The 20,557-nt window shown below is 71.4% G+C and carries 17 protein-coding genes; 8 read left to right on the plus strand and 9 right to left on the minus strand.

Going from position 1 to position 20,557, the window contains the following annotated elements:
* A complete protein-coding gene (locus ACIPKM_RS16535; protein ID WP_402737140.1) occupies positions 1 to 642 on the plus strand; it encodes a TetR/AcrR family transcriptional regulator in 642 nt (213 codons plus the stop codon).
* On the opposite strand, the gene ACIPKM_RS16540 is transcribed toward ACIPKM_RS16535, so the two are convergent.
* Both ACIPKM_RS16540 and ACIPKM_RS16545 read right to left on the minus strand, forming a co-directional pair.
* Positions 635 to 2,170: an LCP family protein gene (locus ACIPKM_RS16540; protein WP_261646548.1), complete on the minus strand. Its 1,536-nt coding sequence runs from the start codon at positions 2,168 to 2,170 to the stop codon at positions 635 to 637. The genes ACIPKM_RS16535 and ACIPKM_RS16540 overlap by 8 nt on opposite strands.
* 138 nt (positions 2,171 to 2,308) lie before the next feature.
* Positions 2,309 to 3,655 carry an MFS transporter gene (locus tag ACIPKM_RS16545; RefSeq protein WP_083295113.1) on the minus strand — a complete coding sequence of 449 codons (1,347 nt, stop codon included), beginning with the start codon at positions 3,653 to 3,655 and terminating at the stop codon, positions 2,309 to 2,311.
* Between the two features lie 78 nt (positions 3,656 to 3,733).
* On the opposite strand from ACIPKM_RS16545, the gene ACIPKM_RS16550 reads away from it, so the two are divergent.
* Genes ACIPKM_RS16550 through ACIPKM_RS16560 form a run of 3 tightly spaced genes read left to right on the plus strand, consistent with a single transcriptional unit; the run spans position 3,734 to position 8,265 of the window.
* Positions 3,734 to 6,010, plus strand: coding sequence for an FAD-dependent oxidoreductase (locus ACIPKM_RS16550; protein ID WP_402737141.1), 2,277 nt, complete (start codon positions 3,734 to 3,736; stop codon positions 6,008 to 6,010).
* A 45-nt stretch (positions 6,011 to 6,055) separates the two neighbouring features.
* The gene (locus ACIPKM_RS16555) at positions 6,056 to 7,462 is read left to right on the plus strand and encodes a hypothetical protein (protein WP_402737142.1); all 1,407 of its coding nucleotides are present in this window, start codon (positions 6,056 to 6,058) and stop codon (positions 7,460 to 7,462) included.
* Positions 7,463 to 7,488: 26 nt separating this feature from the next.
* On the plus strand, positions 7,489 to 8,265 hold the full coding sequence (locus ACIPKM_RS16560) for an IclR family transcriptional regulator (protein WP_070417242.1): 777 nt from the start codon (positions 7,489 to 7,491) through the stop codon (positions 8,263 to 8,265).
* Between the two features lie 156 nt (positions 8,266 to 8,421).
* Here ACIPKM_RS16560 and ACIPKM_RS16565 read toward each other — a convergent pair whose 3' ends face one another.
* Together ACIPKM_RS16565 and ACIPKM_RS16570 are read right to left on the minus strand one after the other, a co-directional pair.
* Complete coding sequence (locus tag ACIPKM_RS16565) at positions 8,422 to 9,072, minus strand: GntR family transcriptional regulator (protein ID WP_083295114.1); 651 nt, start codon at positions 9,070 to 9,072, stop codon at positions 8,422 to 8,424.
* 12 nt (positions 9,073 to 9,084) lie between these two features.
* The gene (locus ACIPKM_RS16570) at positions 9,085 to 11,211 is read right to left on the minus strand and encodes an efflux RND transporter permease subunit (RefSeq protein ID WP_229085810.1); all 2,127 of its coding nucleotides are present in this window, start codon (positions 11,209 to 11,211) and stop codon (positions 9,085 to 9,087) included.
* Positions 11,212 to 11,287: 76 nt separating this feature from the next.
* Here ACIPKM_RS16570 and ACIPKM_RS16575 point away from each other — a divergent pair, with 76 nt between their 5' ends.
* Both ACIPKM_RS16575 and ACIPKM_RS16580 read left to right on the plus strand, forming a co-directional pair.
* Positions 11,288 to 11,710, plus strand: coding sequence for a MarR family winged helix-turn-helix transcriptional regulator (locus ACIPKM_RS16575; protein WP_070417245.1), 423 nt, complete (start codon positions 11,288 to 11,290; stop codon positions 11,708 to 11,710).
* Between the two features lie 63 nt (positions 11,711 to 11,773).
* Complete coding sequence (locus ACIPKM_RS16580; RefSeq protein WP_402737143.1) at positions 11,774 to 13,000, plus strand: LCP family protein; 1,227 nt, start codon at positions 11,774 to 11,776, stop codon at positions 12,998 to 13,000.
* A 64-nt stretch (positions 13,001 to 13,064) separates the two neighbouring features.
* Here the strand turns inward: ACIPKM_RS16580 and ACIPKM_RS16585 are convergent, their stop codons facing one another.
* The 5 genes from ACIPKM_RS16585 to ACIPKM_RS16605 all read right to left on the minus strand — a co-directional run bounded on the left by ACIPKM_RS16585 (position 13,065) and on the right by ACIPKM_RS16605 (position 18,548).
* Complete coding sequence (locus tag ACIPKM_RS16585) at positions 13,065 to 13,748, minus strand: transglycosylase family protein (protein ID WP_071296419.1); 684 nt, start codon at positions 13,746 to 13,748, stop codon at positions 13,065 to 13,067.
* Positions 13,749 to 14,083: 335 nt separating this feature from the next.
* On the minus strand, positions 14,084 to 15,235 hold the full coding sequence (gene rlmC, locus ACIPKM_RS16590) for a 23S rRNA (uracil(747)-C(5))-methyltransferase RlmC (protein ID WP_402737144.1): 1,152 nt from the start codon (positions 15,233 to 15,235) through the stop codon (positions 14,084 to 14,086).
* Positions 15,236 to 15,242: 7 nt separating this feature from the next.
* Positions 15,243 to 16,388, minus strand: a complete 1,146-nt coding sequence (locus ACIPKM_RS16595) for a glycosyltransferase (RefSeq protein WP_071296421.1) — start codon at positions 16,386 to 16,388, stop codon at positions 15,243 to 15,245.
* A 71-nt stretch (positions 16,389 to 16,459) separates the two neighbouring features.
* Positions 16,460 to 17,338 carry an SMP-30/gluconolactonase/LRE family protein gene (locus ACIPKM_RS16600; RefSeq protein ID WP_071296422.1) on the minus strand — a complete coding sequence of 293 codons (879 nt, stop codon included), beginning with the start codon at positions 17,336 to 17,338 and terminating at the stop codon, positions 16,460 to 16,462.
* A 61-nt stretch (positions 17,339 to 17,399) separates the two neighbouring features.
* A complete protein-coding gene (locus ACIPKM_RS16605; protein WP_261646031.1) occupies positions 17,400 to 18,548 on the minus strand; it encodes a glycosyltransferase family 4 protein in 1,149 nt (382 codons plus the stop codon).
* A gap of 81 nt (positions 18,549 to 18,629) precedes the next feature.
* Between ACIPKM_RS16605 and ACIPKM_RS16610 the strand changes: the two genes are divergently transcribed.
* Positions 18,630 to 19,598, plus strand: a complete 969-nt coding sequence (locus tag ACIPKM_RS16610) for a GDP-mannose 4,6-dehydratase (RefSeq protein ID WP_071296424.1) — start codon at positions 18,630 to 18,632, stop codon at positions 19,596 to 19,598.
* Positions 19,595 to 20,557 carry a glycosyltransferase gene (locus ACIPKM_RS16615; RefSeq protein WP_402737145.1) on the plus strand — a complete coding sequence of 321 codons (963 nt, stop codon included), beginning with the start codon at positions 19,595 to 19,597 and terminating at the stop codon, positions 20,555 to 20,557. The genes ACIPKM_RS16610 and ACIPKM_RS16615 overlap by 4 nt, the downstream gene beginning before the upstream one ends.

Genomic DNA, 20,557 nt, shown 5'->3' on the forward strand with positions numbered 1-20,557 from the left:
ATGCGCCCCGAACACACCCCGAAGACCCTTCGACGCACGACGTCGAAAGGACTGGCGACCCGGAGCCGGATCGTCGCCGCCGCGGCCGACCTGATGCTCACGCGCGGCATCTCGGGGACGACGCTCGACGACATCGGCGCCGCCGCCACGGTCGGACGGTCGCAGATGTACCACTACTTCGCCGACAAGCAGGAGCTCGTGCGCGACGTCGTCCGGCAGCAGACCGACGCGATCATCGCGCACCAGGGGCCGGACTACGGCGACCTCACCACGTGGGACGCCTGGCAGCGCTGGCGGGACCGGACGGTCGCCGACGCCGAGGCCGGCGGCTGCGTGGGCGGCTGTCCGCTCGGGTCCCTCGGGACCGAGGTCGCCGAGCGCGACGCCGACACCCGCGACCTCGTCGCCGCCGGCTTCGCCCGCTGGGAGCAGGGGTTCCACGACGGCATCCGCACGATGCGCGAACGCGGGCTGCTCGGGCCGGACGCCGACCCCGCCGCGCTGGCGACGACCGTGATGGTGGCGCTGCAGGGCGGTCTGCTCCTGGCGCAGGTCCAGCGGGACGTCCACCCGCTCGCGATCGGGCTCGACACCGCGATCACGACCATCCGCCGGCACGCGACCGGCTCCGGCGTCAGTTGATGCAGACGCCTGCCTTGCCGTAGCTCTTCACGTCGGTCGACGACGGCTTCGGCTCGGGCGCGGCGGGCTTCGAGGCCGCGGGCTTCGAAGCCGCGGCGCCGGAACCGGTCGAACCGGCATCGGACGAACCGGAGCCGGCTGCGGGGCTCGAGGCGGTCCCACCGGCAGCGGCGACCGGGGTCACCGTCTTGCCGTCCGACCCGAGCACCAGCGTCACGCCGGTGACCGCGTTCGTCCGCACCGCGACGGCACCGGGCACGACGGCCGCGACCGCCTTCGCCTGCTTCTCCATGCCGGCCGGGTACTGCACCTGGGTCGTCTTCGTCAGGTCGGAGGACCCGGGTGCACCGACCTGGAAGCCGCGCGCGGTGAGGACGGTCCCGGCGGCTCCTGCGGCACCCGTGACACCGCTGCCGTTCAGCACGGTGACCGAGGTGCTCGCCGGCTGGGCGCGCCCGGCCTTGCTGTACTCCGCGGGCTCACCGACGAGACCCTGCACGAAGGCCGGCAGCCCGACCGTGTCGACCTCGACGATCGACAGCGGCGAGCCGTTGACGGTGATCGTCGGGGTACCGAGCGTGGGGATCGTCGCCGACTGGATGTTGCCCGGGCGCAGGTTCCGCATCTGGGTCGCCAGGTTGACCAGGTCGGTGTCGGTCTGGATCGAGCCGCCGACCGCCTTGAGGATGTTGCCCATCTTGATCGGGTTGAGCAGCGTCCCCGCGGAGAGCACCTTGCGGGCTTCCTGCGAGAGGAAGTACTGCTGCCGGACGTTGCGGTCGAGGTCCCCGTTGGGCAGCCCGTGCCGCTGTCGGACGAAGGACAGCGCCTGCTTCGCGTCGAGGGTGGACTTGCCCTTCGGCAGGTTCACGCCCGAGTACGGGTCGTTGACGGCGTTGTTGAGGCAGACGTCGACCGGCCCGAGCTCCTTGACCACCTGGTAGAAGCCGAGCAGCGAGACGCGCACGTAGTGGTCGATCGTCAGGCCGCTGAGGTTCTGGATCGTCTTGATGAGCAGCTTCGCGCCCCCGGTGTCCCCGCCGCCGTTGAGGGTGCCGAAGTAGAACGCGCTGTTGAGCTTGCCCTTGCCGACTCCCGGGATGTCGACGTACGAGTCGCGCGGGAACGAGATCATCGTCGCCTGCGAGCCGTCCTCGTTGATGTGCAGGACGATCATCGTGTCGGTGTTCGTCGCACCGCCGTCCGACTCGGTGCTGAGCTCCGCCATCTCCTCCGGCGTCGCGTTGTCCGGGCGGTGGTCGTCGCCGACCAGCAGGATGTTCTGCGCCTGGCCGTCGACGTCGTCCTTCGTCGCAGTGCTCCCGGTGATCGCGTTGATCTTGGTGACGCCGTTCGACAGCGATCCGTAGGCGTACGCGGCGTAGCCGCCGCCGAGCAGGAGCGCCATCGTGAGCACGCCCGCGACGGCGGGGAGGACCACCCCGCCACGTCGCTTCTGGCGGCCGTGCCGCGGTGGCGTGAAGCCGCGGCGGCCACGACCGGTCGTCTGCTCGGGCTCGTTCGTCACCCGGAAACCATAACCGGCGTGTGTGCCGACAACATCAAACCGTCCTGGCAGGTCGCCGCGATCCCGCCGTGACCGACCGGCGGACGGGAGGCGCGGTGCCAGCCGGCACCGCGCCTCCCGTCCGTGTTCGGTCGCGTCTCAGGACGCGAGCTTGCCCTTGTTGGTCTCCCGCGCCCGCAGCACCGTGATCCCGGTGATCGCCGCGGCCGCCATCACGTAGAACGCCGGCGCGAACGTGTTGCCCGTCGCCGTGATCAGCCAGGTGGCGAAGTACGGCGTGATCCCGCCGAAGAGCGCGACGCTGATGTTGTACGCGATGCCCATCGACCCGTAGCGGATCGCGGTCGGGAAGAGCTCGGCCATCGCAGCGCTCACCGCACCGTCGAAGGCCGCCATGAACAGCCCGAGGAGCACCATCGCTCCGGCGGCAGCCCAGAAGTTGCCGGCGTTCATGAGCATGAGCGTCGGGTAGGTGAGCACGAGGAAGCCGCCGCAGCCGGCGAGCATCACGGGCTTCCGGCCGATCTTGTCCGAGAGCAGGCCGAAGAACGGCACGAGTCCGGCGATCACGATGAACCCGATGACGACCACGCCGTACGACACGAGCGGCGAGTAGCCGAGGTCGGCCTGCAGGTACGACGGCATGAACGTCTGCAGGATCCAGTGCCCGACGGCCTTGAGGACGACGAACCCGACGCAGAAGAGCAGTGCCTTCCACCCGGTGCGGAGCGATCGCCGGAGCGGGTTCTTCGCGAGGTCGCCCTTGGCCTTGAGCGCGCGGAACTCCGGGGTGTCCTCGAGCTTCGAGCGGAGGTAGAGCCCGACGAGCCCGAGCGGCAGCGCGATGAGGAACAGCACGCGCCAGCCCCACGACTCGAGGGCGCCGTCGCCCGCGATCGCCGTGAACAGGAAGACCAGTCCGCCACCCACGATGAACGCCGCGAAGCCGAAGACGTCGATGAAGCTCGTGACGAAGCCGCGTCGGTTCGAGGGCGCGGACTCGGCGAGGAGCGTGGTCGCCCCCGCTCCCTCACCACCGGCGGCGAAGCCCTGCACGAGCCGCACCACGACGAGGAGGATCGGCGCCAGCAGCCCGACGCTCTGGTAGGTCGGCAGGATGCCCATCACCGCGGTCGCGCCGCTCGTGATGAGGATGACCGTCGCGAGGGTCGTCTTCCGGCCCACCCGGTCGCCGAGCGAGCCCCAGAAGAGTCCACCGAGCGGACGCATCACGAACCCGGCGCCGAACACGGCGAAGGCCGAGAGCAGCGCGACCTGCGGGTCCCCCTGCTTGAAGAAGTACAGCGAGATGACCGTCGCCAGGGTGCCGTAGAGGCCGAAGTCGAACCACTCCACGAAGTGGCCGACGCCGGCCGCCACGATCACCTTCCGCATGCTCCGGCGGCGGGCGTCGTCGCCGAACACGTCCGGGACGGGGGCGTTGGCGGCGTCGGCGCTGGTGCGCGTCTGGGTTCCGTCGCTCATGGGGAGACCTCACACTTCGTTGTCGAGAGTTGGTTGACGATAGCACTCGCCGGGCACACTTTGCCACACAGTGGGAAAGTGTCGCCAGCAAGTGATACCGTCGCCGCCATGCAGTCCCGTGAACAGCACCACGACGTCGTGGTCGTCGGAGGTGGCCTCGCCGGTGTGAGCGCCGCCGTCGCCGCCGCCCGCCTCGGCTCCAGCGTCGCCCTCGTCACCAACCGCCCGGTCCTCGGCGGGAACTCCTCGAGCGAGATCCGCGTGTGGGTCGTCGGCGCCACCGCCCACGGCACGCAGCGGTTCGCCCGCGAGACCGGGATCATGGGCGAGCTGTTCCTCGAGAACCAGTACCGGAACCCGCAGGGCAACGCGATCTACTGGGACCAGGTCGTGCTCGACCTCGTGCGCGCCGAGCCGAACGTCCACCTGCACCTCAACACCGACGTGCGGACCGTGACGACGGTGGACGACGAGACCGGCGCACCGCGCATCGCATCCGTCACCGGCTGGACGATGGGCTCCGAGATCGAGACGACGTTCACCGCCCCGGTGTTCCTCGACTGCACGGGAGACGGGCTCGTCGGTGCCCTGGCCGGGGCGTCGTACCGGATCGGGCGCGAGGGCCGCGACGAACACGGCGAGGAGTGGGCGCCCGAACAACCGGACGACGAACTCCTCGGCAGCTCGATCTTCTTCTCCACGCACGACACCGGCCGCCCGGAGAAGTTCGTGCCGCCGTCGATCGCGAAGGACCTCAGCACGACGCCGATCCTGGCGAACCGCGCGATCAAGACCGGGGACAACGGCTGCAACTACTGGTGGATCGAGTGGGGCGGCGAGCTCGACACCGTCACCGAGAACGAACGGATCCGCGACGAGCTGTGGGGCGTCGTCTACGGCATCTGGGACCACATCAAGAACTCCGGCGCGTTCGACGCCGACTCGCTCACCCTCGACTGGGTCGGCGCGATCCCGGGCAAGCGGGAGTACCGACGGTTCGTGGGCGACCACACCCTCACCCAGCAGGACCTCCTCTCGCAGCGGACCTTCCCGGACACGGTCGCGTTCGGCGGGTGGTCGATCGACCTGCACCCGGTCGAGGGCGTCTACGCCGAGACCGCTGGGGCGCAGCAGCGGTACACCGACGGCACGTACGACATCCCGTTCCGCTCCCTCTACTCGGCGGACGTCGCCAACCTGCTCTTCGCCGGCCGGAACATCTCCGCGTCGCACGTCGCGTTCGGGTCGACCCGCGTGATGGCCACCTGCGCCACCCAGGGCCAGGCCGCCGGGACCGCCGCGCACCTCGCCGCCCGTCACGGCGTCACGCCGCGCGAGCTCGGCACCGACCACGTCGCGATGCTGCAGCAGACGCTCCTCCGCGAGGACGCGCCGCTCATCGGCGTCCGGGCCCACGACGGGGCGGACCTCGCCCAGCGCGCCCGGATCAGCGCGAGCAGCGAACTCGTCCGGCTCGACACCACCCCGTGGGCGACCGCGGACACCTTCGCGCTCGACCGCGACGCGGCGCTGGTCGTGCCGGTCGACCCCGTGCTCGGTTCCGTCGCGTTCCGGACCGTCGCCGACCACGACACCGACGTCACGATCGAGCTCTGGATCACGGGCCGGCCGCAGAACTACGCCCCGATCGCGCACGTGTCGACGCACACCGCGAGCATCCCCGCCGGGGCGGGCGAGGCGGTCGTCGACCTCGGGTTCCGGCCGGACGAGCCGTGCAACGCCGTCGTCGTGGTCCGCCGGACCCCCGGCGTGCGCCTGGTCCTCACCGACGGGCACCCGTACGGCGTCCTCGCGCTCCGCGCCCGCACGGCCGACGACGAGCAGTTCGACGACCACATCCCCGAGGAGGCCGACCAGCCGGTCACCGACTGGGAGGCCCGGGCCCTGCGCGGACGCTCCTTCGCGTTCACCGCAGCCGACGCGTCGGACGCGTGGCGCGCCTCCCGGGTCACCGACGGCTACCAGCGCCCCTTCGGCGGACCGCACCTGTGGTCGTCGGACCCGGACGACGGCGCGGCGACCCTCACCCTCGACTGGGCGGAGCCCGTCGACGTCCGCGAGGTCCGCATCGTCTGGAACGACGACGTCGATGCCGACCTCATCAACCTGCACCACCACCGCACGCCGTGGGACGCGGTCCCGACCCTGGCCCGCGACTACCGGATCGAGGCGTGCGTCGACGGATCGTGGCAGGGACTCGCGACCGTCACCGACAACCGGCACCGGCACCGCGTGCACGACGTCGCGCCGACGCGGACCGCCTCGCTCCGCGTCGTCGTGACCGCCACGAACGGTTCACCGTTCGTGTCGGCGAGCGCCGTGAAGGTCTACTGACCCACCGCACCACCCGCAGCACCACCACGATCAAGGGAGATCGCCATGCGCCTGCGCGCACTGACCATCGCGACGGCCGTCGCACTGTCGCTCACCACCGTCGGGGTCGTCGGGCCGCCGGCCGTCGCGTCCGGCACCGCGGTCGCCGCCGGCACCGCGAGCATCCAGGCGAACCCGGGGAACCCGACGTCGCCCACCGCCACCGCGCACACGGTGACGGTCAACGGGACCGCCGTGCCGGTCAAGGCCGAGTCCGTGAGCGGCACCTCGCACGACGTCGCGATGTTCGCGAAGGGGACGGGTACCGCGACGATCAGCGTCACGATGCCCGGCCTCGCCGCGTCGGCCACCCCGGTCGTCACGCCCCGGACGCTCGGGATCGCCACGACCCGGGCCGGCGACACCGTGACCTTCACGATCCGCGACGCGCACCCGCTCGTCATCGAGACCCCCGGCGTCCGCGCACTGTTCCTCTTCGTCACGCCGTCGGAGACCGCGGTACCGTCCGCGTCGGACCCCGACGTGCTGTACTTCGGACCCGGCGAGCACCACGCCGGCGTGATCCGCCCGGTGTCGGGCCAGACGGTCTACCTCGCGCCGGGTGCCCTCGTGCACGGGCGCATCGACGGCGACGACGTCACCGGCGTGCACGTGCTCGGGCGCGGGATCCTCGACGCCGGCTCGGACACGTCGCGGACCGACAAGACGATGGCGATCCGCTTCCACGACAGCTCGGACATCACGGTGTCCGGCATCGGCGTCCGCAACGCCCAGTGGTGGCAGACGCTGTACATCCGCTCCTCGGGCATCCACGTGTCATGGCTGAACCTGATGGGCACGCTCATCAACAACGACGGCATCGACACCGACGGCGTGCAGGACATGACGGTCGAGCACAACTTCGTGATGAGCGGTGACGACGGGTTCGGCTGGCACGCCCTCGACGCGGCCACGAACGGCGAACCGGAGACCCGTGGGCTGCACGCGACCGACACCACGTTCTGGAACGTCACCGGCGGCAACCCCGTCCGGTTCGGCTCGTCCATGGAGACCGAGGTCTTCACCGACGTCTCCATCACGCAGTCGTACGTCCTCCGCGCGAAGGAGGTCGCCCTGAAGTTCGACGTCCAGGACTGGGCGACGGTCTCCGACGTCACCATGGACGGTTTCCACGTGGAGTCACAGCCCGTCGGCGGGCAGGCCATCGTGCTGCAGGTGCTCAAGGGCCAGTACTCGAACGACACCGGGTACCGCGACGAGCGGGGCAGGATCACGGGCATCACGATCCGCGACTTCACCGACGTCACGGCCGACACGGTGACGCTGTCCGGGTGGGACGCGACGCACGGGGTGTCGGACGTCGCCTTCGAGGACGTCGTGCTCGGCGGCGCACCCCTCACCACGGCACAGGTGCGGACGAACCAGTTCGTCAGCGGTGTCACGGTGTCCTGATCGACTCCACGGGACAGAATGGGCGGATGGCCACCACCCCTCCGAACCAGAGCATCGAGCGCGCCGCGGCGGTCCTCGGCGCGCTCGGTGCCGCCGACGGGGCGATGCGCGCCTCCGACATCGCACGGGCGATCGGCCTCGGCACGTCGACGACCGGGCGGCTCCTCGCCACGCTCGAGTCGCTCGAGTACGTGCGACGCGACCCCGAGTCGCAGGGGTACTCCGTCGGGCGGGCCGTCCTCGAGCTCGCCAGCCAGGGGCTCAACCACAACCCCGTCCACCGCGAGAGCCGGGCCGCCGCGCAGGAGCTCGCGCACCGCATCGGCCTCACCGCGAACGTCGGGGTGCAGGACGACGCGGCCTGCATCTACCTCTGCCACTTCGAGGGCTCACTCGCCCCGAAGTCGCACACCATGATCGGCATGCGGCAGCCGCTGCACGCCTCGGCGCTCGGCAAGGCGCTCATGCTCGACCTGTCACAGGCCGAGCGGGAGGCGCTGCTCGGCGCGGACCTCGCGCGCTACACGGACCACACGATCACGTCGCACGACGCGCTCACGGCGGACCTCGAGGCCTCCGCGAAGCGCGGCTGGTGCGTCGAGAACCAAGAGGTCGCGCTCGGCCGGTTCTGCATCGCGGCACCGATCCGGAACGCGTCGGGGCGCATCGTCGCGGCGCTGTCGATCTCCGGGCGGGTGACGCAGCTGCGGGACCGCGACACCGCGTCGCTCGCCGAGGACCTCATCGAGGTGGCCGACCGCATCAGCGTCGGCCTCGGCATGATCAGCGCGGTCGCGCACTGACGGACGGGAGGGACGGTGCGGGCCCGCACCGCGCCTCCTGGCCGTCAGGTGGTCGCGCCGGTCGCGTCAGTCGCGCTCGTCGCGTCAGTCGCGCTCGTCGCGTCAGTCGCGCTCGTCGCGTCAGTCGCGCTCGTCGCGTCAGTCGCGCTCGTCGCGTCAGTCGCGCGACGGCAGCAGGTGGATCGCCTCCATGGCGAGCTCGGCGGCGATCGGGTCCTTCGCGACGACGGCGGCCTTGAGCTTCTCGAGCTCCGGCAGCACGACCTCGGCCGGCACCAGCTCGGCCAGCTCCGGCACCCGCAGCTTGAACGCGAGCCCGTCCGTCGTCGCCTTGCAGAGCTGCTCGAGCGACGGGTTGCCGCAGTGGTCGGCCCACATCGCGTAGATGTCCGCGCCGTGCTGGGCGACCTCGCCCTGGTGCCGGGCCTCGACCTGCGCCGTGACGTCGTCGAGGGTCTTCACGACCTTCTTGCGCTGCGCGTCCGTGAAGCGCGGCGTCGCGAGGCGGGCGACACCGCCGTAGATCACGCCGAGCGTGCGGTAGGCGTCGAGGAGCTCGTCCTTGGTCGGGGCAGCGACGCGGGTGTACCGGTTCGGCGCCATCTCGATGAGTCCGGCGCGGGCGAGCTCGGCGAGGGCTTCACGGATGGGGGTGCGGGAGACACCGAGCCAGGCGATGAGGTCGTCGTCGTTGAGCCGTTCGCCCGGCTCGAGGGTGCCGTCCATGATCGCGTCCCGGATCTTGTCCTGCACGGTGTCACGGAGGAGCTTCCGCTCGGCGGCGGGCTGCGTCGAAGGAACTGGCATGCGCCCAGCGTGTCACATGTGATGGGCCGGACGCGACAGGCGCGACGGCCACCAGGCCCGACGCCCGAGGTCGTACGCCAGCGCCGGGACGAGCAGCGAGCGGACGACGATCGTGTCGAGCAGCACGCCGAAGGCGACCACGAACGCGATCTGCACGAGGAACAGGATCGGGATCACGCCGAGCGCCGCGAACGTCGCCGCGAGGACGACCCCGGCCGAGGTGATCACGCCGCCCGTGACCCCGAGCCCGCGCAGGACGCCCTCGTGCGGACCGTGCCGCAGGGCCTCCTCGCGCACCCGGGTCATGAGGAAGATGTTGTAGTCCACGCCGAGCGCCACGAGGAACACGAACGAGTACAGCGGGACGCTCGGGTCGGCCCCGGGGAAGTGGAACACGTGGTCGAACACGAGGGCACCGACGCCGAGCGCCGCGGCGAAGGACACGATGACGCTGCCGATGAGCACGAGCGGCGCCACGATGCTCCGGAGCAGCAGCATCAGGATGAGCAGGATGACCGCGAGCACCACGGGGATGATCAGCGTGCGGTCCCGGATGCCGGTGTCGTTCGTGTCGACGGCGGTCGCGGTCGCGCCACCGACGATCGCGCCGGGGTCCACCCGCTCGACCGCCGTGCGGAGGGCACGCACGGTCTGCTCGGCGGCGTCGGAGTCGGCCGGGTCGGACAGGGTGGCCTCGAGGAGGACGTCGCCGCGGGAGACGGTCGGCGTCGCACCGGTGGTGCCACCCGGGCTGCCGCTCGTCGTCACGGGGACGGTGCCGGACGGTGCGTCCTTCGCGGCCGCCACGACGCTGTCCACGCCGTCCACGCCGGTGATCGCGGCGGCGAGCTCGTCGGTCCTCGACGCGGCGCCGATGACCTGGGCCGGGCTGCCGGACCCGCCCGGGAAGTGGTCCGCGAGCACGTCCTGACCGTCGCGCGCCTGCGAGCTCCCGATGACCAGGTCGCTCTGCGGGACGCCGTCGGCCTTGAGTCCGACGAGGCCGGTACCCATCGCGAGGAGCCCGACGGTGCACACGATCCAGACGATCCGGGAGCGGCGCGCCACGAGGCGGCCCACCCGTGCCCAGAGCCCGCGGGCGTCGGGCCCGGTGAGGACGGGGTGCGCGCTGCCGTACTTCGGGCGGAGCGGCCAGAACGCCGCGCGCCGGAACGCCAGCAGGAGCGCGGGCAGCAGGGTGAGCGCGGCGAGGAGGCTGAACGCGATGCCGATGGCCGCGACGGGACCGAGTGCCTTGTTCGAGTTGAGGTCGGAGAGCAGCAGGCAGAGCACGCCGACGATCACGGTCCCGCCCGAGGCGAGGATCGGCTCGAGGCTCCCCCGCAGAGCGGCCTTCGTCGCGTCCCACCCGGTGCGGTGGTCGCGCAGTGCCTCGCGGAAGCGTGCGGTGTAGAGGAGCGCGTAGTCGGTCGCGGCGCCGATGACGAGGATGGACAGGATGCCCTGCACCTGGCCGTTCACGGTCACGATGTCGGCCTTGGCGAGCCACCACACGACGAGGATCGACGCGCACAGGGCGAACGTCGCGGTACCGAGCACGAGGATCGGCAGGAGCGGTGAGCGGTAGACGATGATGAGGATCACGAAGACCGCGGCGAGCGCCACACCGAGCAGCAGCCCGTCGATGCCCGCGAAGGCCTCGGTGAGGTCGGCGGTGAAGCCCGCCGGACCCGTGACGTAGCCCTGCACCCCCGACGGCAGCGCGTCCTCGACGTCGGCGCGGACGGCCTCGACGGCGTCACCGGTGTCCGCGCTCTGGGTCAGCGTGGCGACGATCTCGACCGCGTCGCCGTCCTCGCTCGGGATCACCGGGCTGACGCCCTGCACGTCGTCGCGGTCCCCGAGCCGGTCTGCCAGGGTGGTCGCGGCGCGCTGGTCCGCAGCCGTCAGGCCGCCGTCGCGCTCGAGCACGATGATCGCCGGGGCGCCCGACGCCTGCCGGAACTCGGACGCGCGTTCCTGCACCTTGGTGGCGTCCGCCGATGCCGGCAGGAACGACGTCTGGTCGTTCGTGGACACCTCGGAGATCTTGCCGAAGAAGGGACCGCCGACGGAGGCGATCGCGAGCCAGACCACGATGACGAGCGCGGGGAGGACGATGCGGAGGAAGCGGGACACGTCCGTGAGCGTACTCCAATCGTCAGCATGCTGATTACTAGAGAGATCGAAGGAACGGGATCCGTAGACTCGGGTCATGGACGACACCCCCGACGCATGGCCGCTGGGGCGTCTCCTCTCCGCCGCTGCCCGGGCGATCGAACGGGACTGGGACGAGCGTCTGCGCGCGATCGGCCTCCCGCACGCGGCGCTCATCGCGATCGACATCCTCGTGCGGACCGGCCCGACGGGCGCGGACACCCTGGCCCGGACGGCACGCGTGCAGCCGCAGACGATGTCCCGCACGCTCGAGCGGATGGAGCGCGACGGCCTCGTCGAACGCTCGCCGCACCCGGACGACCGGCGACGGCGGATCGTCACCGTGACGGAGCACGGGCGCGAGGCGTGGGAGACCGCCCGGCACATCGAGCGTGACGTCCTGCCGGACGATGCCGCACTGCGCGGCGCCCTGACCCTGCTGCTCGAGAAGCACCGTCCGAACCGAACACCTAGCGGTTGATATACCACATACGGTAGACTCGCGGAGTCGGTAGCACGACCGACCCGACCCGCAGGAGACCCGATGTCCGAGCGCCGAGCAGCCCGTCAGGCCGCCGAACGAGCCGAAGCAGCCGATGCGGCCGAACTGGCCGAGGCGGCAGCGCAGGCAGCATCGATCGCCGCCGCCGACGCCGGCACCGAGGCGGGCACCGACGCGGGCACCGACGCCCCCGCACCGCGGGCACCCCGGAGCGGATCGAGCGCCCGCAGGCCCCACAGCAGCGGCTCGAGCCGGAGCGGGAGCCGGGGCAGCAACGGCCGGAAGCGGCGCCGACGCCGCCGGAAGCGCCCGTTCCTCGTCGCCGTCCTCGGCACCGCTGGCTCGCTCGTCGCCGTCGCCACGGTGCTCGCCGTCGTCGCCGGCCTCTTCATCGCGGGCCTCGTCCGCAGCTTCGACGCCGACGTCCTCGCCGACCCGTTCCCGACCGGCGCGCGCCCTGCTCCGACCGAGGGCGCGCAGAACATCCTGCTCATCGGATCGGACTCCCGCCAGGGCGCCGACCCCGACGGCGACCGCGCTGCCGGTGGTCGCTCGGACACCCTGATGCTCGCCCACGTCCCGGCCGACAAGCGGGCCGTGTACCTCATGTCGATCATGCGCGACTCGTGGGTCGAGGTCCCCGGCCACGGCACCGCGAAGATCAACGCGGCGTACTCCTGGGGCGGGGTCCCGCTGACGGTCCAGACGGTCGAACGCCTGCTCGACGTGCGCATCGACCACGTCGCCGAGATCGACTTCGCCGGCTTCTCGGGCATGACCGACGCGCTCGGCGGGGTGACGGTGCAGTCACGGACGGCGTTCTCGGCCCGCGGGCACGAGTTCACCGCCGGCGCGAACCACCTCGACGGCGACGCGGCCCTGGCGTTCGTCCGCGAGCGGTACGCCTTCGCCGACGCCGACCACACCCGCGTCCGGAACCAGCAGGCGTTCATGCGCGGGATCGTCGACGGACTCCTCTCGCGCGACACCCTCACGAACCCCGGGCGCGTGCAGGACTTCGTCCGGGCGACGAGCGAGTACCTGTCGGTGGACGCCGGTCTGACCGTCCGCACGATGGTCGACCTCGGCTGGTCCCTGCGTGACGTCCGGCCGTCGGACCTGCGGACGTTCACGATGCCGACCGCGGGCGGCGGGACCTCGGCGGACGGACAGTCCTACGTCGCGGTGAACTCCATCGCCGTGCAGTCACTGTCCCAGGCGCTCCGCTCGAACGACGTCGCCGGGTGGCTGGCCGACAACCCGCAGTAGCCGGACGCAGCAGGACGCCCGGTGACCACACGGTCACCGGGCGTCCTGTCGATCGGAGGAACGATCAGGCGGGGAGCTGGAGCTCCTGGCCGGCGTAGATCAGGTTCGCGTCGTCGATGGTCGACGTGTTCGCGGCCCAGAGCTTGTTCCAGCCGCCGTCGATGCGCAGCTTCGTCGCGATGCTGTCGAGGGTCTCGCCCGACACGACCGTGTAGGTCTTGCCGCTCGTCTTGACGGCCGCGGGCTTGCTCGGGGCAGCCGGAGCCGCCTCGGTCGCGGGGGCCGGGGTCGACGGCGCGGCCTGCTGCGGGGCGGCCTGCTGCACCGGCGCCTGCTGCTGCGGGGCAGCCTGCTGGGTCGGGGCGGCGGGAGCCGGAGCGGCGGCCTGCGGGGCGGCGCCGGTCGTGCCGCTCAGCCCGAGCTGGGCGGAGCAGGCCGGCCATGCGCCCCAGCCCTGGGAGGCGAGGACGCGCTCGGCGACGGCGATCTGGGTCGCACGGCTCGCGGAGGCCGGGTTGCCCGTGCCGCCGTTCGCCTGCCAGGTGCCGAGGTTGAACTGGAGGCCGCCGTAGTAGCCGTTGCCGGTGTTGATCGCCCAGTTGCCGCCGGACTCGCACTGCGCGAGGGCGTCCCAGGTCGAGCCGGATGCTGCGTTCGCGGGCGCCGCCGCGAGGCCGACACCCGTCGCGGCGATGCCCGCGAAGGCGAGGCCACCGACGATGGTGCGGGTACGAGAAAGCTTCTTCATGGTTGATTGCTCCACCGGGACCACGGATCGAGAGCCGATCGCCACTGCCCGTCCCGACCGATCGCGGTCGTGTCGTGGGGTGCGCCACCGGGGGCAGTGGTCTCGTGCCGGTGGCGCCTCGGTCGGCCACCATAGGAAACTCTTCACCGTTATCAAACCGAGACAAACGGTTCTACCCGTTGGTGCTATGTCTCCGAGAGCGGAACCTGTACGCGTGGATCCCCATGGGCATGGTCATCGCGGCGCGCCTGGGTACGCCACCTTGGCAATTCCCTGGCAATGACGGCCAGGAGGCACGTGGCGGCGCCGACCCGCGCCTCCCGTCCGCCGGTCGGTCACCCTCGGGACAGCAGCGTCACCGCTTCCAGGTGGCCGGTCTGCGGGAACATGTCGAGCACCCGCGCGCGCCGCAGGCGCAGCGACGGCATCCGCGCGAGGTCCTTCGCCAGGGTCACCGGGTTGCAGCTCGAGTAGACGACGTGCCGGACGTCCGACTCCTCGAGCCAGGTCGACAGCGTCTCGCCGATCCCGCGCCGCGGCGGGTTGACGACGACGAGCTCGGGGACGGCGTCGGGACGGGCACGGAGCGCGTGCTCGGTCGCGTCGTCCGCGGCGAAGCGGACGCCCTCGAGGCCGGCCTCGCGCGCCGACTGCCCCGCCGACCGGACGGCCTCGCGGCTGGTCTCGATGCCCGTCACCGCGCGACCGGGGCGGGCAGCGTGCAGGGCGAAGCCGCCGACGCCGCAGTAGAGGTCCCACATCGACGCCGGCGCCACCTCGTCGATCCACGCCGAGGCCTGGGCGTACAGCTCGGTGGCCACGTGCGTGTTCGTCTGGAAGAAGCTCTGCGGGCGGAGGTGCATCGTGACGTCACCGAGTCGCATCGAGAGCGTCTCCCGCTCGGTGAGCACGATCTCCCGCTCCCCCTCGGTGACGGCCTTGTGCTCCGGGAGCAGGTTCACGGTGACGACGACGGCGTTCGGCAGCACCCGGTGGAGCGCGTCGAGGTGCTGCCGGAGGCGCACCAGCTGTCCCTCGGAGCGCAGGACGAACCGCACCATGAGCTCCCCGTCCGGCGACTCCGTCACGAGCACGAACTTCAGCTCGCCCCGGCGGGTGGCGACGTCGTACGGGATGAGCCCGGCGTCCGCGATGAACCCGGCCAGGATCGGGAGCGCGTGCTGGATCCCGGGCGTGCAGATGCCGCAGTGCCGCAGGTCCACCCCGCGCTGCCGGTGGTCGAGGATGCCGACCGTCGGGTGCTGGACGGTCCCGCCGACCACCATCTTCGCCTTGTTGCGGTACGCGGACTCGGGGCTGGTGATCGCGGGCAGCCACTCGACCGAGCCCGGACCCCCGGCGGCCTCGACCGCGTCGTGCAGGAGTTCGCGCGTGCGGAGTTCCTTGTCGAGGACCTGCTCGGCGTACGGCTGCCCCATGAGCGTGCACGAGCGGCACACCCCGCGGTCGAAGTAGTCGCACTGCATGGCCGAGTCAGGATACGGCAGCGGCCGCCTTCCGGACGGTGACGCCGCGGGTCTGCTGCTCGAGGGCGTCTTCGTACGCGCCACAGACGCCCGACCACGTGTACGCCGAGCGGGCCCGGTCACGCACGCTGCCCCGGAGCAGCTCCTGCTCGACGGGGTCGGCGAGCAGGTCGAGGACGGCATCGGCGATCGCGCCGGGGTCGGGCTGGACGAACCGGACGCCGGTGCCGGCGAGGACCTCGCGGTTGTACACGGTGTCGCGGGCCACGGTGGGCGCCCCGCAGTGCATCGCCTGCACGAGGGCCGGGTTCGTGCCGCCGACGCTGTGCCCGTGGAAGTAGGCGCCGGCATGCTGCCACAGTGCGAAGAGCCGGTCGTCGTCGGACACGTGGCCGAGCCAGGACACGCCCGTGTTCCGGTCGGCGAGGTCCTGCGCGGCGGTGTCGAGCTCCCCGCCGTAGCCCGTCGACCCGACGATGACGACCGGGTGGCGCTCGGCGATGCGCTCCGCGGCGACGAGGAACTCGGCCACCGTGTTCTCCGGCACGAACCGCGCCACCACGAGGGCGAACGGTCGCCCGGCGAGGTGCGCGTCGTCGGGGTGCAGCGGCAGGACGTCGGACTCCGTGCCGCCGTAGGGGATCATCACGCCGGAGCGGCCGAACTCGCGACGCCAGTAGTCCCCGATGGCATCGGCGTCGAAGACGAGCCGATCGGCGAACCGTGCGGTGGCCCGGGCGCCGGTCTTGAACACCGCCTTGGCGAGCCGCCCCCACTTCGCGCGCTCCCACTCGATCCCGTCGACGTTGACCACGGTGGGGATGCCGGCGAGCCGCAGGAGCGGGAGCCAGTACCCGTTCGCGCAGTTCATCACGAGCGCGACGTCCGGCCGTCGTCGGATCGTGTCGAGCACGGCGGTCATGCCGTACGTGAGGGTCGAGAGCGACCGCGACTCGAGGCCACGGGTCGTGCGTCGGGTCACCCGGTGGTCGAGGGACGGGTCGTCCACCCGTTCCTGTCCGGGACGGCCGTAGACCGTGACGTCCCAGCCGGCGTCGGCCAGGTGCGGTGCGATGTGCCGCACGGCCGTCTCGAACCCGCCGTAGTAGGACGGGTACCCGCGCGTCCCGATGATCGCCACACGCTTGGACATACCCGCTCCCTCGTTCACCTGATGACTGCAATGATATTCTACATTGCAGTTCCAGGTGACGGAAGAGCGGGTTACTCGGCGGCGGCGTCCCGGGTCGTGGTCGCGATCCGGTACACGGACGTCGTCGCGGCGAGGAACAGCGTCGTGCCGTCGTCGCCGCCGAAGCACAGGTTCGCGGTGACCTCGGGGACGGCGATGTCGCCGAGCCGGGTGCCGTCCGGGTCGAACACGACCACGCCCCGGTGCGACGAGGACCACACGTTGCCGTGCACGTCGACGCGGATGCCGTCCGGGGCGCCCTCGCCGGGCTCCAACCGCGCGAACACCCGACCGTTCTTGAGCAGGTCGCCCCGGCCGCCCCGCCGGTCGTACGCCCGGATGACCGGGTCGTCGCCGGACGAGCTCGCGACGTAGAGCACCTGCTCGGTCGGGTCGAACGCCAACCCGTTCGGTTCGTCGAGGTCGGTGGCGACCGGCCGCAGGTCCGCACCGTCCGGGCCGCACCGGAACACCCAGTGGTCGCCGTACTCCCGCTCGCCCGGGTGCCCCTCGCGCGGCTGGGTGATGCCGTACGCCGGGTCGGTGAACCACACGCTGCCGTCCCGCGCGACCACGACGTCGTTCGGGGAGTTCAACCGGACGCCGTCCCACGCGTCCACGATCGGCGTGACGACCCCGTCCCGGTCGCGCTCGACCCGTCGGTTCCCGTGCGAGCACTGCACGACGCTGCCGTCGCGGTCGAGGGTGCGGCCGTTCGTGAACTCGACCCCCTCGGCGTACACCGACGTCTCACCGGAGCCGGCGTGCCACTGCAGGATGCGGTCGCCCGGGATGTCCGACCACCGCAGGGTCCGGCTCGCGGGGATCCAGCACGGCCCCTCGGCCCAGGTGCTGCCCGTCGCGATGCGCTCGACGGCGCCGGGGTCGGGGACGAGATCGGTGAACGACATGTGCTCTCCTTCGAACACGATCCGCGGTGCGGCGCGGTCGGAGTTCGGCCGCGGATCGACCCTACCCGTCGGCCTCGGGTGCACCGGTTGCCGACGAGGTGCCACCGACGAGCTCGTGCAACCACGCGTCGGCCACGAGTCGTCCGTCACGGTCCGGGAGGGCGGCGCGGACCTCGTCACGATCGAGCGGGTTCCGCAGCGCCCGGACGAGCGCCGTTGCGAGCCGCTCCGGGAGCCCGGACGGATCGACGTCGACGACCTCGTGCCCGTGTGCGACGAGCCAGGGCGCCAGACCGGTCTGGTCCGTCGTGACCACCGTCAGCCCAGCGGCGAGGGCCTCCTTGATCGGGAGGCCGATCTGCTCGATCCACCGACCGTCGGGCACGGACGGGGCCACCAGCACGGAACTCGACGCGAGCAGCGCGCCGGCCTCGCCGTGGGGCAACCGTCCGAGCACCGTCCGGCTGTCCGGACGGCGCGCTGCCCACGCCTCGAGCTCGGCCTGCAGCGGCCCGGGACCGACGATCGAGAGCCGCGCGTCCGGGAGCGCCTCCTCGACGGCACTCCACGCCACCGTCAGCCCGCGCAGCCCCTTGCGTTCCTCGAGCACCCCGAGGAACACGCACGAGAGCGGCTCGGCGGACACCGACGTGTCGTTCGCCCGCGGGAGTTCGAGCGTCGTGCGCTGGTCGACCCCCGACAGGAACGGGAGTCGTGCGTACGCGACCCGGGCGGCGTCGCTCGCGAAGCAGATGCGGTCCAGGGTGAGGCGCGCGACACCGCCGATGAGGAGTGCGACGGCCCGGACGGCCCACCCGGGGACCCGACGCCGCCCGCCGACCAGGGTCGCGAGGGCGTTGTTCTCCATCGCGTAGGTGACGACGCGGTGCCGGCGGCGCCGGAGCACGCCCGCGGCCTTGAAGCCGAGCACGAGCCCGAGGTGCTTCGGCCAGAAGCGCATCCAGTACGGCTCGGGGACCTCGAGCGTGGTGGCGCCGGTGCGCAGGAACCGCCGCAGCGCGCCCGGCATCGTGACGCGTCGGATGCCCGCGACGAGCGGCGTGCCCGCGAGGTCGTAGTTCGTGTCGAGGTAGAGCAGCTCGGCAGGGGTCCCGAGTCGGTGTCGCTCGATGTGCGCGGCCCGGAGTTCCGGGACGATCCGCATGCTCGCGGCCGGAGTGGTTCGGACCCGCGGTTCCTTGTCGACCATCACTTCGTCTCCCTGTCGCGATACCGGCTGATGACATATCTACTGATATACAATACACTGGAACGGAACGAAGGAGCAGAGATGACTGTGTTGATCACCGGAGCCGGCGGCATGATGGGTTCCCACCTCGCCGAACTCCTCATGAGTGCCGGGGACGACGTGGTCGCGACCTCGCTCCACCCGACCATCGACCTCTCGACCGTCGACCCCTCCGTGCGGTTCCGGGAACTCGACGTCCTCGATCGCGATGCCGTGACGGGGTCCATCGCGGCGCACCGGCCCTCCGTCATCCACCACCTCGCTGCGCAGAGCCTGCCAACGGTGTCGTGGACGGACCCGTGGACCACGATGCGGGTCAACTCCGAGGGCACGATCAACGTGTTCGAAGCGGTCCTCGACGTCCGCCGTCTGGATCCCGAGTACGACCCGACCGTCGTGGTGGCGTGCTCGTCGGCGGAGTACGGGGCGAGCCTCACACCCGCGAACGTCCCGGTGACCGAGGAGACCCCGTTGCTCCCGCTGCACCCCTACGGCGTCAGCAAGGTCAGCCAAGACCTCCTCGCGTACCAGTACCACGCGAACCACGGCATCCGAGCCGTCCGTGCGCGCATCTTCAACTGCACGGGCACCCGGAAGCGCAACGACGTGGTCTCGGACTTCGGCCGTGCAGTCGTCCGAGCGCTGCACGAGGGGACACCGGTCCGCCACGGCAACCTCGAGACCCAGCGCGCGATCATCGATGTGCGCGACATGGTCCGGGCGCTCCGTGACCTCTCGCTGACCGGCCGCCCCGGCGAGGTGTACAACATCTGCGCAGACCGCGCCTACCGCATCTCGGAGGTACTGGAGATGTACTTCCGTGCGGCCGGACGTCGCCTGCCGACGGAGGTCGACCCGCTCCTCCTCCGCCCGTCGGACGAGGCGATCATCTTCGGTGACACGTCGAAGATCCGGTCGCACACGGCCTGGCGTCCGGAGATCGGCCTCGAAACGACGATCGCAGACGTCCTCGCGTTCGAGCAGGTCCAGTACGCCCGAGGTGCGCGGTGATCGACCTCCTGTTCTCCGACCCGATCCCGGTCGTGCAGCACCACTACCAGCGACAGCTCCACGACGTCTTCGCGAGCGGCGGGGGCTCAGCGACGCAGGCCCACTGGTCTCGTCCGGTCGAGGGCTTCCCCGGAGCCCTCGACAAGGCGCGGATGTTGGCGAACGCGGTCCACAACCTCCGGCGCCAGCGCGCCGAGCGGCGACCGGTCCTCCAGGCGTGGCCGAGCCTCGGTCTCCTCGAGACCCGGCTCTGGTCGTCGCCGAACGGCCCTCGCTACGTCATGCTGCACGACCCGGCTCCGCTCCGACGCCAGTACGGGCACTCCGAGCGCTCACGTCGCTGGGCAGCCGCCGCCCCCGCGGAGCACCGCCCGACCGTCCTCGTCTCCAACGACCACGCGTTCGCCATCGCGCGCCAGGCACTTCCGCACCACCGGATCGAGAGTGTCCTGCACCCGATGCTGAGCACGCGACGCCACGTCGACAAGACAGCCCGACCGTCGATCCTCGTCGCCGGTCAGTACAAGCCGGCCCGGAACGTCGAATTGCTCGCCGCTCTCGGTCCGCGGCTCCGAGCGCGGGGGTGGGAGACGACGATCGTCGGGAGAGGCTGGCCGGAGATCGAGGGCTGGACCGTCGAGAACCGGTTCGTCGCGGAGCACGAGCTCGAGCACCTCCTGGGCCGCTCGTGGGTGCACCTGCTGACGTACCGGCAGTACTTCCAGTCCGGCGTCTCACTGCGAGCCGTCGAGATGGGGACGCCGACGGTCGGCGAAGACACCGACTTCCTCCGCGGGCTGTTCGGTGCCGGGCACCCCGGTCTCGTCGCGACGGACGGAGACGCCGCCGCGTACGAACGTGCGATCGAGGCCGTCATCGACGGCGAAGGCCCGTCACTCGAAACCGTACAGAGCGACTACTTCGCCCGGTGCACGGAGAGCTGGCGCGTGGTTCGCTGA

Origin of the sequence: Curtobacterium sp. NPDC086286 (genome assembly GCF_044746255.1) — a bacterium.
Classification (GTDB): Bacteria; Actinomycetota; Actinomycetes; order Actinomycetales; family Microbacteriaceae; genus Curtobacterium.